The sequence below is a fragment of the Marinobacter sp. ES-1 genome (assembly GCF_000475255.1).
Lineage (GTDB): Bacteria > Pseudomonadota > Gammaproteobacteria > Pseudomonadales > Oleiphilaceae > Marinobacter > Marinobacter vinifirmus.
Window position 1 is genome coordinate 48,021 of the sequence record NZ_AXBV01000032.1, and the last position, 15,521, is coordinate 63,541.

The window sequence follows — 15,521 nt, forward strand, 5'->3', positions numbered from 1 at the left end:
CGCCTTTTTTGATCAATTTTCTGCTTTTGCCACTACAACCATGGCCGGACGAACAACACGGCCGTTCAGCAGATAACCCTTCTGCACCACCGCCACCACACTATTGGGCTCGGCGTCCGGGGCCGGCACCATAGACATGGCTTCGTGCTGCTGCGGGTCGAACGGTTCACCCACCGGGTTCACCTGCTCCACGTTGAATTTCTTCAGGCTGTTCATGAACAGGCTGAGGGTCATTTCCGCGCCTTCGCGGATAGAAGCCACCAGTTCGTTGGCGTCTTCCTGCCCTTCCGTGCTTTCCACGGCCTTCTCCAGGCTGTCGGCCACCGGCAGCAATTCCTTGACGAATTTTTCCAGCGCAAACTTGTGCGCCTTTTCCACGTCGATCTCGGCCCGGCGGCGCACGTTCTGCATTTCTGCCTGGGAGCGCAACGCCTGGTCCTGGTACTCCTGTAGCTTGGCCTTCAGGGCATCCAGCTCGGAACCCTCTTGCCCCGCCTCGCCAGCTTCCGGCTCGGCATCAGCCTGTTCCGCCTGTGCGGCTTCGTTCAGCTCTTCTTCTACCTGTTCGTTGCGCTTTTCGTCAGCACTCATGACAACTCCTGATGGATTTTCCCAGGGCCCGAAGGCCTGCGGCTGGTTTAAGCCCCGCCCGTTTCAGGGCAGGAAAATACGACTTTGCGAACGAATATGGGGCCCGCCGGGCGGGTTTCAACCTTCCGGGATGCATTCTTTACAAATTCGGGGCACAGGTTATTTGCAAACAGGAAAAACCCTGTATATATTCACAGCAACTGTATGGAATCACAGTATTCGAAATTTTCAGAGACAACAGACTCTGAACGGAGGTAATCAGCATGCTTATCCAACTGACGGTCTCGAACTACGCCATTGCTGAACGGGTTGAATTGCAGTTCAGCAAGGGCATGACAGCACTCACCGGCGAAACCGGTGCTGGCAAGTCTATCGTTCTGGATGCCCTGGGCCTGGCCATGGGCGGCCGCGCAGACGCCGGAGCTGTGCGCCACGGAGCCGAGCGTGCCGATATCAACGCCAGTTTCGATATCTCGAGAATTCCGGAAGCCCGGCAATGGCTTGAAGCCCACGAACTGGATGACAAGGAAGACTGCATCCTGCGCCGCACCATCCGCAAAGATGGCCGCAGCAAAGCGTTTATTAACGGCCAGCCCTGCCCGCTGTCCCAGCTCAAAGAACTGGGCGGCCTGCTGATGGACATCCACAGCCAGCACCAGCACCAGTCACTGCTGCGCAAAGACACCCACCGCAAACTGCTGGACGAGTTCGCCGGCGCCGAACAACTGGCCGACCAGGCCCGCAATGCCTGGAAAGCCTGGAACGCCACCCGCCAGAAACTGGAACAGCGCCGGCACAATGCCGACGAAACCGAGGCCAGGCTGCAACTGCTTCGCTATCAGGTAGAGGAACTGGACCGGCTGGCACTGGAAGACTGCGAACAGGAGGCCCTTGAGCAGGAGCAGGCCCAGCTGAGCCAGGCGGATGCAGTACTGCACAGCAGTCACCAGGCCGCCCTGCTCTGCACCGAAGATGACACCAGCGCAGCCGCCCTGGTACGCCAGGCCCTGCAGCAACTGGAGCAACTGCCGCTGGAAGTGCCGGCACTGGCCGATACCCTGCAGATGCTGAACGAAGCACAGATCCAGATTTCGGAAGCCGGCGACAACCTGCGCCGGTTTGTCGACGACTATGAAGCCGACCCGGCGCGGTTAGCCGAGGTGGAAGAACGCCTGAGCGCCATTTACCAGATGGCCCGCAAGCACCGGATTACCCCGGAAGAGTTGCCGGAACTGCACCAGCGCCTGGCTGCAGAACTGGCCGAACTGGACGGCGGCGAAGGCAGCCTGGAACAGCTTGAAGCTGAGCTTGAAAACCTGCGTAAACAATTCGATGAGCTGGCAGCACAGCTGTCTGCCAAACGGGAACAGGCCGCCATGGAACTGGACCAGCGGGTTGCCCGGGAACTGGCCCAGCTGAGCATGCCCAACATGCAGTTTGTCACCCACCTGAGCGGCAATACTGACAACGAGCCGGCACCCCATGGCATGGAAGATATCGAATTCCTGGTCAGCGCCAACCCCGGCCAGCCGGCACGCCCACTGGCCAAGGTGGCCTCCGGCGGTGAATTGTCACGGATCAGCCTGGCCATCCAGGTGGTTGTGGCACAAACCTCCACAACACCCACGCTGGTGTTCGATGAAGTGGACGTAGGTATTGGCGGCGGCACTGCCGAAGTGGTGGGCCGACTGCTGCGGTCACTGGGGGATAACGGGCAGGTACTGTGTGTGACTCACTTGCCGCAGGTGGCCGCCCAGTGCCATCAGCACCTGTTTGTCAGCAAGTTTACTGAAAAAGAAGCGACTTACTCGCGCATTGAAGCACTGGATGATCAGGGCAGGATCAGCGAGGTAGCAAGAATGCTGGGTGGCGTGGACATGACCGAGCATACCATTGCCCATGCCCGGGAGATGTTCGTAAAGGGCCAGGCGACCCATCACTAAAATCCCCTCTCGATTCGGAGAGCTTCGGGGCCGGCACTTGCTGGCCCCTTTTTTTATCGTTTGATTACTTCTTACCGGCGTTCAGAGGTTTTACGTACAGGATCAGGCTGTGATCGACAATCTCGTAGCCGTGTTCTGCCGCAATCTTCTGCTGACGCTCTTCGATGACCTCGTCCACAAACTCGATCACTTCACCGGTCTGGGTGCAGACCATGTGGTCGTGGTGATCGTCGCCGGCCATTTCGAACACAGCATGGCCGCCTTCAAAGTTGTGGCGCAATACCAGGCCAGCTGCCTCAAACTGGGTCAGCACCCGGTAAACGGTCGCAAGGCCCACATCGTCACCCTGATCGAGCAACTTCTTGTAGACGTCTTCAGCACTCAGGTGATGCTCCTTGGCGTTCTCCAGAATATTGAAGATTTTCACCCTGGGCAGAGTAACCTTAAGACCGACTTTTCGTAATTCGGCGTTTTCAGATGGCATGCTACTATTCACTCGTTGGTGTGCCTTACGGCTTCCGGTATGATGAAGCCGCCGTTCAACGGTTAAACCCGTTTCACACCTGCCAAAGGCAGGCGATTTCAAGATAGAGGATTTCCCCTGGCGATGCAAAAGCTCACCGCTATCATTCTTATTGGCATTTTATCCTTGTCAGGCTGCGTCTTCCCCGGCGTTTACAAGATCAACGTACAGCAGGGAAACATTGTTACCGACGAAGAGCTGACTGAACTCTCCGAAGGCATGTCACGCAGCCAGGTACACGCGATACTGGGCAGCCCGCTGATGCTGAACCCGGTCGATCCTTCCAGGGAATACTACGTGTACACCTTCCAGCGCCGGGGTGGTGACATCGAAGAACAACGCATCATCGTTTACTATAACGGCGACCAGTACAGCCACTACGAAGCCCAGCTGCTGGAAGAAACCCCGGCCTACTAAGCTTCAGGCTTTCTTTTTGGCCCGGTTCAGGCGCGCCTGTTTCGGGTCTATCTTGAGCGGCCGGTAAAGCTCTACCCGGTCGCCTTCCCGCAACTCGTGGCTGGCCGAATCTTTGATCACCTTGCCGAACACGCCCATATCAATCGTGTCCGGCTCGATTTCCGGAAAGATATCCACAATACCCGAAAGCTTTACCGCCTCCAGCGCCGTGGTTCCCTCCGGAACCTTGACCGGCACAATCTGCTGCTTGTCGGGCCGGGCGTATGCCACCTCTACCTGCATTACACCAATCCTCCGCGATAGATTTCATCTGCGCGACGGCAGAAGGCGTCCACCATGGTGTTGGCAGCCTGGTTGAAGACCGGGCCGAAGGTCATTCGGGACAACGAGCCGCCAAACTCAAACTCCAGCGTGAGGATAACCTTGCAGGCATTGTCGTCCAGCGACCGGAAATGCCAACGACCGGTCAGGTTCTTGAGCGGGCCATCCACCAGCTTCATTTCGATGCTTTCCGGCATCAGCAGCTGGTTGCGTGTAGTCAGGCGATGTCGCACACCACCCTTGGCGATTTCCAGTGACGCCATAATCTCGGCATCGGTACGCTCGTGCACTTCCGCCCCGGCGCACCAGGGCAGAAACTCGGGATAACGCGCCACGTCGTTGACCAGGTGGAACATGCGTTCGGCCGAATGCATAACCAGCGCGGTTTTATCAATCTGATGAGCCATGTAAAACGGAATTCCTGCGCTTTTTTGCTACTACTGACACCAACCGCTGTCACCGGCCGATGGGTCATTCACCATGATACTGGATATCCGGCCCGTTTGGGGCGTTTTCCACCGGTGCCGAAGCTTCGGCAACCGGCGTACCCGGCCCGCACCAGATCGCATCGTTGCCGTTATCACAAAGATTGGACAGTGAAAAAATGGTGTACTGGATACCTATCCACAACGCCACAACCGGCAGCACCAGCCGCATCACCCAATACCAGAGCTTGCGGAAAAACGCCGGGGCATCGCCCAGAATCTGCGCGCTGTAGCGGCGAGTCAGACACCAGCCGGCGAAGGTGGCAACAAGCATGGCAACCACCGGAATCAGGATGCCGCCGGTCACCAGCTCCAGCCACCGGTAAACCGTGGCTCCTGCCAGCTGATAGTCGGCCCAGACGTTGAAAGAAAACAGCGAGGCCAGGCCCGCCAGCCACACCGCCAGGCCCACACACACCACAGACCATCCCCTTGGCGCGCCGAGCCATTCCCGCAACCAGCCCACCACGGGCTCCAGCAGGGAGATAGACGTCGCCCAGACAATCAGCACCACCAGCAGGAATACCGCGGTGATCACCACCTGGCTGAACGGCACCTGGGCCAGTGCCACCGGCAGAGAGACAAACAACAGGCTGAAGCCTCGCTCGCCATCCAGGCTGGTGCCGTCAAGCGCAATGGAAAACATCATCACACCGGCAACGATTGCCACCAGGGTATCCATCAGCACCACCGCCAGAATAGATCGTTTCAGGCGGGTTTCCGCCGTGGTGTAGGCACCAAAGATCGCCCAAACCCCGACCCCGAGCCCCAGGGTGTAAAAGGCATGGAAGAAGGCTGCCTTGATGCTGTCGAGGCTCAACTGTTCCGGCCGGAAGGTCAGAATGTGATCAACCCCGGATTCCAGCCGCCCATGCCCGGCGGACAGGGCAAACAACATCGCCAGCAACACTAACGTGCAAGGCACAACAATGCGCAGCGAACGCTCCAATCCCTTCACGACACCCCGTGCCGACACCGCCAGTACCAGTAGCAGGAAGAACCCGTGCCAGGCCATAAACTCCCGGTAACGCTCCGGGCTTGAAACCAGCTCGGTCAGCACCGCCGAAGCGGAAGTTGTGGTCGCACTGCTGAACTGGCCGGAAGCACCGGCAAACACATAGGCCAGCACAATGCCGCCAAACACTGCGGTGAATGACAGTACCAGGAAGGCTGCAATCACACTCAGGGGACCGGTCAGGTGCCACAAGCGGTGGCTGCCGGCGTTGCGCACAAAGCCATCCATGGCGAGCACGATCCCGTGCCGGGAGTGCCGCCCGAACACCGCCTCTGTCACCATCAGGGGCAACGCCACCAGCAAAAGGCACGCCAGGTACAACAGGATAAACAGGCCGCCACCGTGAATGCTGGCCAGGTAAGGAAACTGCCACAGGTTGGCAAGGCCCACGGTTGCACCAACCGAGGCCCAGAAGAAGCTGGATTTACGGGTAAACGACCCTATGGATGTCTGGTACTTGTGCGGCATTCCGGCCCCTGAGAAGCTATAGCCGCTTATTGTAGCCGATGCCGGTGGCGGCAAACGACCATTGTGGCACCCCGGCGGCGAAATCGTGACCCGTCTGGCAGACCTGAGCTACAATGCCCGCTTTGCCGGCCCTCTGTTAACCGCCGGCCAAGTCATTCTTCCGATCCCGGACAGGATTCATGAGCAAGAAGAAAGCAAGCGGACCAACCAGTAACACCATTGCCCTGAACAAGAAGGCAAAGCACGAATACCACATCGAGGAACGCTTCGAAGCGGGCCTGGCCCTGCTTGGCTGGGAAGTGAAGTCTCTGCGTGCCGGCAAGGCGCAACTGGTGGATGCCTATGTCCTGCTCAAAGACGGCGAAGCCTGGCTGCTTGGCGCCCACATTACGCCGCTCAACACGGCGTCTACCCATGTGATTGCCGACCCCACCCGCACCCGGAAACTGCTGCTGCACGCCAAGGAAATTGCAAAGATTATCGGCCAGGTCAACCAGGCCGGGCACACATGTATCCCGCTGGCGCTATACTGGAAAGGCAACAAAGTGAAGTGCGAGATCGCCCTGGTAAAAGGCAAGAAGCTGTTCGACAAGCGGGCGACAGAAAAAGAGCGGGACTGGAACCGGCAGAAGCAGCGAATTATGCGCGAAGCCAACACCTGAGGCTGAGACACAAGGAGGGGGTATGTCACCACAACGGGCAGCCATGTCGTCGGTAGACCGGTCGTGGCTGCGCATGGACACCCCGGAAAACCCCATGATGATTTCGGCGGTGTTGATGTTCGAAAAACCGATCGACATCAATCGCCTGAAGCGTACCCTGGAGGAGCGCTTCCTTAAGTTCCGGCGCTTCCGCCAGCGCATCGTAGATAAAGGCGACAGGGTTTACTGGGAAGACGACCCGCTGTTCGATCTCGACAACCACCTGCACCGCATTGCCCTGCCCGGCAAAGCCGGCAAGGATGAACTCCAGTCGCTGGCCAGCGACTTCAACAGCAGCGCCCTGGATTTCCGGCGCCCGCTCTGGCAAATCCACTATATCGACAATTTTAACGGCGGCTGCGCGCTGCTGGTTCGCATTCACCACTGCATAGCAGACGGCATCTCCCTGGTTCGGGTACTGCTTTCCCTTACGGATAAATCTCCCGAAGCCAGGCTGAAAAAAATCTCCAGCAAACCGAAACCTGCCAAAAAACCGGAAGGCACGGCCGCCTCCCGCTTCCTGCACCGCTTGGTAGACAGCAGCCAGGCAGGATGGCAGCAGGCGAGACTGTTCCTGGACTCCGTCCGTGAAGAACCCAACTACCCGCTCAAGCTCGCCACCACGGCCGGCGGCATTGCTGCGGACCTGGTAAAACTCGGGCTGGCTCCCTTCGAACCAAAAACCAGCCTGAAACAACAACTGGTTGGCCGCAAACAGGTCGCCTGGGCCGAACCGCTCGACCTTGATGACGTCAAAGCCTGCGCCAAAATACTCGGCGGCACCGTTAACGATGTTCTGTTGTGCGCCGCCACCGGTGCCCTGAGCCGGCACTTCACCGAACAACACCAGACCATCCCGGACTGCGGCATTCGGGTAGCAGTGCCTTTCAACCTGCGCCCGCTGGACCAGCCGATCGAGACCCTGGGCAACCAGTTCGGCCTGGTACTGGTGGGCCTGCCGGTTGAAGTTACCGACCCTCTCATGTGCTTCCGCCAGGTGCAGGAAAACATGAACCGGCTAAAGCGTTCCTACCAGGCCCAGGTCACCTACAGCCTGCTTGATCTGTTCGGTCGCGGCCCCGATATCCTGGAACGACGGGCACTGGACCTGCTCAGCAACAAAGCCTCTGCGGTTCTGACCAACGTGCCCGGCCCCCGGCACGCCGTGTACCTGGCCGGCAGCAAACTGGTTCAGCCCATGTTCTGGGTACCTCAAAGCGGCAACATCGGTATTGGCATGAGCATTTTCAGCTACGCCGGCACCGTACAGTTCGGAATTACCATCGACAAAGGCATCCCGGCAGACCCGGTTGCGGTGATGGAATACTTCCGCGACAGCTTCCGGAATCTGTACCAGGCCGCAAAGGCCAAGGGCTCGACAGGGGATCTTCGCGCTGCGTCGTGATACGGATAGGTACAAATAACCGCCACGATAGTGAAACACCCCTTGAAGTATCGGGAGCCGCCCACATATACTCCAAGTAAGAGGGGACGACATGGCTTCGACGCTGGTGGCGAACCCTTGGGTGCATGTCGAGATGGCAGCCAATCTCGTTAATCCAAAGCTGCAACGCAATAGTCGCAAACGACGAAAACTACGCACTAGCAGCGTAAGCTGCTAGTCGTCCTGACCGGGTCGCCCGTAGCTCGGAAGCAACATCTCAGGACGTCATCGCTTACGGGATGCTCCTTTATCCAGAGCTCACTGGCTAAAGGCTAAGATTTAAAGAGCTCGCCTCTTGCACCCTGGCCTTCGGGTCGCTTGAGGTTAAAACAATAGAAGGACACTAAGCATGTAGATCTCAAGGCCTAGTGCTGGCGGACGCGGGTTCAATTCCCGCCGTCTCCACCACCTTCCAGAGAAAAGCCCCGGACTTCCGGGGTTTTTTTCGTTTCAGCCCCACCAAAACAACCAGCCCAATATTTGCACAACTCCGAACCCTGTGCTTGGATAAAACCGATAGGCCAGTTGGATGGCACAGCCTTTCGCCCCCCATATCCGGCGCACCCACACTGGCTGCCCGGGTATCGAATCCTTGAAAACGGAGTTGGTGTTGTTATGGCTTACGAAACGATAGACGGACAAAAATACGAAAAAGAACTGCTCGATCTGGCCCGCAAGCACACAACCGGGCGTGGTGAAGGCAAGTTATCGAAGGATGAGGTTGCCGATTTATTCGAGTCCGCCCAGGACGGCCCCGGCGTAACCGATACCGAAAAGGCCACGCTGGCCTACATTCGCAAGAGCTTTGAATTTACCGATGCGGCCGCAAAGGACTTTGATGCCGCCTTTGCCAAACTCTAACCATTTTCCACAAAGGCTCCCGGTGCCGGGAGCCTTACCCTGCCCTGAGCAAACTGGCTTCCGCCAGCCGGCATTCGCAGCGACACAACACTAAAGCTGCCGGGTCAGTTCCGCCAGTTCCTCGTCGAACACCCGACGGTTCTCACTGTAATCCACGGGTACATCCACCAGATGCACGCCACCAGCGGCGAGGGCACGTTCCAGGGTGGGGCGCAGATCCTCGGTGCGGACAACCCGGTGACCGGTGGCGCCATAGGATTCGGCGTATTTCACAAAGTCCGGATTGCGGTAATCCAGCCCGAAATCCGCCAGCCCTTCCTGGGCTTGCTTCCACTTGATCATGCCGTAGGCGCTGTCGTTGATGATCAGCACCACCAGGTTGAGGTCCAGCCGGACCGCTGTCTCCAGCTCCTGGCTGTTCATCATGAATCCGCCATCGCCGCAGATAGCCATCACCTTCAGGTCCGGGTACAGCATGGATGCCATCATGGCACTGGGCAGTCCGGCGCCCATGGAAGCCAGTGCGTTGTCCAGCAGCACGGTGTTGTTGTCGTAGGCCGGATAGTTACGGGCGAACCAGAGCTTGTACATACCGTTATCCAGGGCAATGATGCCGTCCTCCGGCATCATTGCCCGTACGTCGTGAACAATGCGCTGGGGAATCACCGGGAAGCGATCATCCTCGGCCTTGTCCCGGAGGTGCCGGTCGACGGCAGCCTTCACTTCCATGAAACGGGTGAAGTCGTGGTTGTGGCAGATGCCACAGTTCTCCGCCATGTACTCGACACTGTTGGCGATGTCCCCGACCACCTCATGCTGGGGGAAGTACACCGGGTCCACGTCGGCCCCGGAGAAGTTCACATGGATGACCTTCTTGCCTCCCGGCTGCATGAAGAACGGCGGCTTCTCCACCACATCGTGACCGACGTTGATCACCAGGTCGGCATGGTCGATGGCCCGGTGCACAAAGTCTCCGGCCGACAGGGCGGCGTTGCCCAGGTAACGGGGATGGCGCTCGTCGACCACGCCCTTGCCCATCTGGGTGGTAAAGAACGGGATGTTGGTGGTGTTCACCAGGTGAATCAGTGCCTGGGAGACCCGCTTACGGTTGGCACCGGCCCCGATCATGATCAGCGGGTGCTTCGCCTCACGGAGCATGTCGCAAGCGATCTCCAGACTCTTCTGGCTGGCCGAGGGGCGCCGGGCATCACTGGGCGCGAAGATGTGGGTGTCCGGTGCCGGCACTTCGGCGGCGATGTCCTCCGGCAGTTCCAGGTGCACGGCGCCGGGGCGCTCCTCGGAGGCCAACCGGAACGCTTCCCGGACTTTGGCCGGAATGGTATTGGCGTTGGAGATCTGGCGGGTGTACTTGGTGAGCGGCCGCATCAGGTCCACCACATCGAGGATCTGGAACAGCCCCTGCTTGGAGGATTTGATCGGCTTCTGCCCGGAAATCATCATCATGGGCATACCACCGAGCTGGGCATAGGCCGCGGCCGTGACCAGGTTGGTGGCGCCGGGCCCCAGGGTGGACAGGCAGACCCCGACCCGGCCGGTCAGACGGCCAAAGGTGGCGGCCATGAAACCTGCCGCCTGCTCATGGCGGTTGAGGATCAACCGGATGTCGCTCTTCCGGAGCGCCTCCAGCAGATCCAGGTTCTCCTCGCCCGGTACTGCGAAGATGTACTTTACGCCCTCGTTCTCGAGGGCCCGGACGAACAGTTCTGCGCCATTACGCGGCGTGGCTTGCGCGTTGGTCATACTCTGCTTCCCCGTCAGGCCAATTTGCCTCCGAGCATAGCATTCTTTCCAACGCTGTCGGCAATCAGTCGGTACCGGGAGACTCAGCTTGAAGGCGGACAGCGGGTTATCCCCACTGTCCTCTGCACTTTCGGCGCTGCCGATACTGATTGGTTATATCAAGCGAGATTCAGGGTTGAGAGCGTGCGCTCACGCACCTTGTTCAGCAGCTGCTCATCTTCCACCAGAGTCTGGCCATAAGACGGCACCAGCTCTTTCATGCGCTCCTGCCACTCAGCAGACTGCATCTTCTCGGGGAAACAGCGCTCCAGCACATTCAGCATGGCATTGGCTGCGGTAGACGCGCCCGGTGATGCACCCAGCAGTGCCGCCAGCGAGCCGTCTTTGGCCGCCACAATCTCGGTACCGAACTCCAGCTTGCCACCGCCTTCGGCAGTCTGCTTGATGATCTGCACTCGCTGGCCAGCCATCTGCAGGGCCCAGTCGTCTTCCTGGGCATCCGGGAAGAAGTTGCGCAGGGATTCCACACGGTCAGTGTGGGACTGGAACACTTCGCCGATCAGGTACCGGGTCAGGTCCATGTTGCTCTTGCTCACCGACAGCATTGGCCGCAGGTTGGTCGCCCGTACCGAACCGAACAGGTCAAACACCGAGCCCTGCTTCAGGAAGCGGGTGGTGAAACCGGCAAACGGCCCGAACAGCAGCGCCGGCTCACCGTTGATGATCCGGGTGTCCAGGTGCGGAACCGACATGGGCGGCGCGCCAATCGGCGCCTTGCCGTAAACCTTGGAATGGTGGGCTTTGACCACATCCGGCTTCTGGCACACCAGCCACTGGCCACTGACCGGGAAACCACCGTAACCACGGGCTTCGTCAATACCGGACTTCTGCAGCAGCGGCAACGCGCCACCACCGGCACCCAGGAATACAAAACCGGCTTCCAGCTTGGTCAGCTCGCCGGTTTTCTGGTTCTTCACCCGGACTTTCCAGCGGCCGTTGTCACGCTGGTCGATGTAGTGCACCGGGCAGCTCAGCATCAGTTCGAAGTTGGGCTGGGTTTCCAGCCACTTCACCATGCTGCGGGTCAGTGAACCGAAGTCCACATCAGAACCGTGCTTGATGCGGGTAGCGGCAACTTTCTGCATCGGGTCCCGATTGCTGACAACCAGTGGCATCCACTCAGCCAGGTCTTCCGGGTTTTCGGTGTATTCCATTTCCCGGAACAGGTGGTGGGCTTTCAGCTTCTGGAAACGGCGCTTGAGGAAGGCAACGTCTTTCTCGCCCCAGACAAAACTCTGGTGCGGCGTGCGGTTAATGAAGGAGGACGGCTCGGGCAGAATGCCCTGCTCTACCAGGTAAGACCAGAACTGCAGGGAAACCTCGAACTGCGCGTTAATCTGTAACGCCCGGGCAATTTCAACATCGCCGTTTTCGGTTTCGGGGGTGTAGTTCAGTTCGCAGTAGCCGGCGTGGCCGGTGCCTGCATTATTCCATCCATCGGTGCTTTCATGGGCAACGTGGTCAAGACGCTCCACCATGACGATGTCCAGAGACGGATCCAGCTGCCTGAGCATCATGCCGAGAGTGGCGCTCATGACGCCCCCTCCGACCAGCACTACGTCTGCCTGTCTTACGGCCATTGGTTTTCACCCTAGCTTAGTGTTGAAGCCTGATGCCACTCCACGATCAGCAAAGCGGCCTGTCGGAAGCCGGTCGGGCGCGAGGTAGACGGCGCTGCCGTATGCTTCCGGTATGAGATTGAGCGCGATTATCCCGATTTTTATCGGAATAATAAATTGCGATTGTCAATCGACGTGTGTCGGGCAAACTATGTTGTTTGCGACCATTCTCGCCTGTTTTGTTAACAATATCAGCGCCACTTTAGTCTGATACCAGCGAGGGGCCAATGCGGATCACCCCGTATAGCGGTATTTCCGATAGCCCGGGGGCTGACCTGAAACGCCCACTTACTGTATCTTTGTGCGCCAACTGTGACCTCGCCTGCGTAACCTGCGGCGACAACCTGAACCTAACGAGGTCTTCCTATGTTAATGGCTATAGGTGCCATTATTGCCGGGCTGGTACTGCTGGTCTGGAGTGCAGACAAATTTGTGGAAGGTGCGGCCGCCACGGCCAAGCACCTGGGCATGCCTACCTTGCTGATTGGCATGGTGATTATCGGCTTCGGCACCTCCGCACCGGAACTGGCGGTCTCTGCCATGGCGGCTTCAGATGGTAACCCCGGGCTCGCCCTGGGTAACGGCTACGGTTCGAACATTACCAACATTGCCCTGATTGTCGGCCTGACCGCCATCATCGCGCCCATTGCCGTGCATTCCCAGGTTATCCGCAAGGAACTGCCGCTGCTGCTGGTGCTGACCCTGATTGCCGGTGCACAGCTGCTGGACGGCGAACTGTCACGGCTTGATGGTTGGGTGCTGCTGGCTGTTTTTGCGGCCGTTATGGGCTGGTCTATCTACCAGGGTTATCAGGGCAAGGAAGATCCGCTGGCCGGGGACACCGAAACCGAGATGATCGCTCACCCCATGCCCCTGAAAAGCGCCATCACCTGGCTGGTGGTCGGCCTGGTTCTGTTGATTGCCAGCTCCCGGATCCTGGTCTGGGGCGCGGTAACCATCGCCCAGAGCCTGGGCATCAGCGACCTGATTATCGGGTTGACCATCGTCGCGATCGGTACCTCCTTGCCGGAACTGGCATCGGCACTGGCCGCAGTAAAGAAGAACGAGCACGACCTGATCCTTGGCAACATTCTGGGTTCCGGGATTTTCAACACCCTGGCCGTGGTGGGCCTTGCCGCGGTTATTGAGCCGCTGTCGGTCGCCCCGGAAGTACTCTACCGCGACTGGACCCTGATGTTCGGGCTGACACTGGCCTTGCTGGTGATGGGCTTCGGCCTGACCGGCTGGCGCAAGCTGATATCAAGGGTAGATGGTGCCCTGTTGCTGCTGGTGTACGTTGGTTACACCGGTTATTTGTTCTCCACCATGGCAGCAAGCTGAACCACTTGCCGTCCGCGAGGCTGGCGCATCAGCCAGCCTCGCCATCCCCCAGTAACTCTTCCAGCCGCTGGCGCACTTCTTCCATGACCCCGGCCAGGTCTTCCTTGGACTTTCCTGCCGTATCGATGGGCGTTCCTACCCGAACATCGACTGGCTGCCCGAGGTTAATCTGCATGCTCCGGGCGGGCAGCACCCGGTGAATACCCCGGATGGCCACAGGAACAATCACCGCTTCGGTCTCCAGCGCCAGGTGGAAACACCCCTTCTTGAAGGGCAGCAAGTTACCATCCGGTGACCGGGTACCTTCAGGCGCCGCCCACAGCACTATCCCGCTCTCCATCATCGCCCGTGCCCGATCCAGGTCACGCACGGCATTTTGCCGGTTGGAACGGTCTATGGACGGAAACTCGGCGGCCGCCATGGCCTGGCCTAACAAAGGGATCTTGAACAGCTCTTTCTTCGCGAGCATACGAATGGAGCCGGGCAGCGAAACAAAGCTGACCGGAATATCGTAGTGACTGGCATGGGTGCTCATGATGATATACCGCCGGCCGTCATTGAAGTCCGGAACCTCGCCGCGAACAGTCAGGCTGGTTCGTACCAGTTTCAGCAACGCGGTAGACCACTCCCGGCAATACTTGTCGACAATCCGACGGTCCAGTTTGCCGAACAACGCCCGTAACAACACCAGTAACGAATAAAGCGCCGTCAGCCCCACAGACCCCAGCACCACAGCCGCGCGCCGCAGCAGGGTTGCCGATTCAGTTAACGGGCTCAAGTTCAGTCGTTTCATGCTGAATGCTCTGTCTCCCGGAACACCAGAGACACCGAGTTCAGGCAATACCGCTGCCCGGTGGGTGGCGGACCATCCGGGAATACGTGGCCCTGGTGGCTGTCGCAGCGGGCACAGCGGATCTCCGTCCGCACCATGCCAAAGCTGGTGTCCTCAATGTAGCGGATATGTTCCGGGTCAAACGGCTGGAAGAAGCTCGGCCAGCCGGTGCCGGAATCAAACTTGGCATCGGAGCTGAACAACGGCAGGTCACACAGCCGGCAGTGGTATACCCCGGTCTTCTTGTTGTCCAGCAGGGTGCCGCAGAACGGGTGCTCGGTGCCGTGGTGCAGCAATACCCGTCGCTCTTCTGCGCTCAGTGCGCTGGCCTTGTCTTCAATGTCCGCTTCGCTCAGCGGGGTCAGGTCATAGCCTGATGCCGATACACTCATTGCATTCTCCTCAGGCCAGGTCCTGGTCGTCCTGGCTGAATTCGGGTTTCAGTCGGTCCGGCCATGCGCTGGCCAGCTTTTCCATCTTCGGGGCGGCTACGGCCATGATATAGGGCTGGTACGGATTACGGGCCGCAAAGTTCTGGTGGTGTGCCTCGGCCGGGTAAAACGCCGTCAGCGGCTCCAGGGTGGTAACCACCGGTGCCGGGTAAACGCCGGACTCATCCAGTTGCCGGATGTAGGCCTGCACCAGCTGCTTCTGGGCATCGTTTTCATAGAATACGGCAGACCGATACTGGCTGCCGATGTCGTTGCCCTGCCGGTTCAGCTGGGTCGGGTCATGGGCCACCGAGAAAAACACCCGCAGCAGTTCGCCGAAACCGACCTTTTCCGGGTTGTAGTGCACATCTACCACTTCAGCATGGCCGGTGCTGCCGGAACAGACCGCCTCATAATTTGCCGTGTCAGCCGAACCGCCGGCATAGCCGGATTCAACCCGGGTAACTCCGTCGATAGCCAGGAACACCGCTTCCACGCACCAGAAGCAACCACCGGCCAGCACCACATGGGCTTCGCTGCCGGTTTCAGGCAGTTCCTGTTCCGGGGTCGGGAACCGGCTGCGCGGCACATTCAGATCCGGAATATTGCAGCTTTCGGTCATAGTTTGTCTCCAGTTTCTGGTTGCACAGGTTATACCCGTGTATACGACCACCGATGATAAACAGACACAACCGCAACATGAAATTA

At 58.9% G+C, this 15,521-nt stretch carries 16 protein-coding genes and 1 other RNA gene; 7 read left to right on the forward strand and 10 right to left on the reverse strand.

All coding sequences use genetic code 11. The annotated features are described in order from the left end of the window. Window positions 1-12: 12 nt before the first annotated feature. Window positions 13-591: a nucleotide exchange factor GrpE gene (grpE, locus tag Q668_RS03965; protein ID WP_022988309.1), complete on the reverse strand. Its 579-nt coding sequence runs from the start codon at window positions 589-591 to the stop codon at window positions 13-15. 263 nt (window positions 592-854) lie between these two features. Here grpE and recN point away from each other — a divergent pair, with 263 nt between their 5' ends. Beyond that, window positions 855-2,534 (forward strand): DNA repair protein RecN, encoded by a 1,680-nt coding sequence (recN, locus tag Q668_RS03970; protein ID WP_022988310.1) that lies wholly within the window; start codon window positions 855-857, stop codon window positions 2,532-2,534. A 64-nt stretch (window positions 2,535-2,598) separates the two neighbouring features. Here recN and fur read toward each other — a convergent pair whose 3' ends face one another. Then, the gene (gene fur / locus Q668_RS03975; RefSeq protein ID WP_022988311.1) at window positions 2,599-3,018 is read right to left on the reverse strand and encodes a ferric iron uptake transcriptional regulator; all 420 of its coding nucleotides are present in this window, start codon (window positions 3,016-3,018) and stop codon (window positions 2,599-2,601) included. 123 nt (window positions 3,019-3,141) lie between these two features. Here fur and Q668_RS03980 point away from each other — a divergent pair, with 123 nt between their 5' ends. Then, window positions 3,142-3,474: an outer membrane protein assembly factor BamE gene (locus Q668_RS03980; protein ID WP_022988312.1), complete on the forward strand. Its 333-nt coding sequence runs from the start codon at window positions 3,142-3,144 to the stop codon at window positions 3,472-3,474. Window positions 3,475-3,477: 3 nt separating this feature from the next. Here the strand turns inward: Q668_RS03980 and Q668_RS03985 are convergent, their stop codons facing one another. The 3 genes from Q668_RS03985 to Q668_RS03995 form a co-directional block, all read right to left on the reverse strand. After that, window positions 3,478-3,756, reverse strand: coding sequence for an RnfH family protein (locus Q668_RS03985; RefSeq protein ID WP_022988313.1), 279 nt, complete (start codon window positions 3,754-3,756; stop codon window positions 3,478-3,480). Next, window positions 3,756-4,202 carry a type II toxin-antitoxin system RatA family toxin gene (locus tag Q668_RS03990; RefSeq protein ID WP_022988314.1) on the reverse strand — a complete coding sequence of 149 codons (447 nt, stop codon included), beginning with the start codon at window positions 4,200-4,202 and terminating at the stop codon, window positions 3,756-3,758. Before Q668_RS03990 ends, Q668_RS03985 begins: the two co-directional genes overlap by 1 nt. Before the next feature lie 64 nt (window positions 4,203-4,266). Further along, complete coding sequence (locus Q668_RS03995; RefSeq protein WP_022988315.1) at window positions 4,267-5,763, reverse strand: sodium-dependent transporter; 1,497 nt, start codon at window positions 5,761-5,763, stop codon at window positions 4,267-4,269. Between the two features lie 179 nt (window positions 5,764-5,942). Here Q668_RS03995 and smpB point away from each other — a divergent pair, with 179 nt between their 5' ends. The 4 genes from smpB to Q668_RS04010 all read left to right on the forward strand — a co-directional run bounded on the left by smpB (window position 5,943) and on the right by Q668_RS04010 (window position 8,769). Next, on the forward strand, window positions 5,943-6,425 hold the full coding sequence (smpB, locus tag Q668_RS04000) for an SsrA-binding protein SmpB (protein ID WP_022988316.1): 483 nt from the start codon (window positions 5,943-5,945) through the stop codon (window positions 6,423-6,425). A 22-nt stretch (window positions 6,426-6,447) separates the two neighbouring features. Next, entirely contained in the window at window positions 6,448-7,869 is a 1,422-nt protein-coding gene (locus Q668_RS04005; protein WP_036219128.1) for a WS/DGAT/MGAT family O-acyltransferase, read from the forward strand. A gap of 82 nt (window positions 7,870-7,951) precedes the next feature. Further along, window positions 7,952-8,316: a transfer-messenger RNA gene (gene ssrA / locus Q668_RS16765) on the forward strand. A 207-nt stretch (window positions 8,317-8,523) separates the two neighbouring features. Next, window positions 8,524-8,769: a peptidoglycan-associated lipoprotein gene (locus tag Q668_RS04010; RefSeq protein ID WP_022988318.1), complete on the forward strand. Its 246-nt coding sequence runs from the start codon at window positions 8,524-8,526 to the stop codon at window positions 8,767-8,769. Between the two features lie 90 nt (window positions 8,770-8,859). Here the strand turns inward: Q668_RS04010 and Q668_RS04015 are convergent, their stop codons facing one another. Together Q668_RS04015 and mqo are read right to left on the reverse strand one after the other, a co-directional pair. After that, the gene (locus Q668_RS04015) at window positions 8,860-10,530 is read right to left on the reverse strand and encodes an acetolactate synthase large subunit (protein WP_022988319.1); all 1,671 of its coding nucleotides are present in this window, start codon (window positions 10,528-10,530) and stop codon (window positions 8,860-8,862) included. A 158-nt stretch (window positions 10,531-10,688) separates the two neighbouring features. Continuing rightward, window positions 10,689-12,170, reverse strand: a complete 1,482-nt coding sequence (gene mqo / locus Q668_RS04020) for a malate dehydrogenase (quinone) (protein WP_036219129.1) — start codon at window positions 12,168-12,170, stop codon at window positions 10,689-10,691. A gap of 405 nt (window positions 12,171-12,575) precedes the next feature. Here mqo and Q668_RS04025 point away from each other — a divergent pair, with 405 nt between their 5' ends. Continuing rightward, window positions 12,576-13,550, forward strand: coding sequence for a calcium/sodium antiporter (locus Q668_RS04025; protein ID WP_022988321.1), 975 nt, complete (start codon window positions 12,576-12,578; stop codon window positions 13,548-13,550). Between the two features lie 28 nt (window positions 13,551-13,578). Here Q668_RS04025 and Q668_RS04030 read toward each other — a convergent pair whose 3' ends face one another. Genes Q668_RS04030 through msrA form a run of 3 tightly spaced genes read right to left on the reverse strand, consistent with a single transcriptional unit; the run spans window position 13,579 to window position 15,435 of the window. Continuing rightward, complete coding sequence (locus Q668_RS04030; protein ID WP_022988322.1) at window positions 13,579-14,343, reverse strand: lysophospholipid acyltransferase family protein; 765 nt, start codon at window positions 14,341-14,343, stop codon at window positions 13,579-13,581. Then, complete coding sequence (gene msrB / locus Q668_RS04035) at window positions 14,340-14,774, reverse strand: peptide-methionine (R)-S-oxide reductase MsrB (protein ID WP_022988323.1); 435 nt, start codon at window positions 14,772-14,774, stop codon at window positions 14,340-14,342. The genes Q668_RS04030 and msrB overlap by 4 nt, the downstream gene beginning before the upstream one ends. Before the next feature lie 10 nt (window positions 14,775-14,784). After that, window positions 14,785-15,435 (reverse strand): peptide-methionine (S)-S-oxide reductase MsrA, encoded by a 651-nt coding sequence (msrA, locus tag Q668_RS04040; protein WP_022988324.1) that lies wholly within the window; start codon window positions 15,433-15,435, stop codon window positions 14,785-14,787. Between the last annotated feature and the right edge of the window lie 86 nt (window positions 15,436-15,521).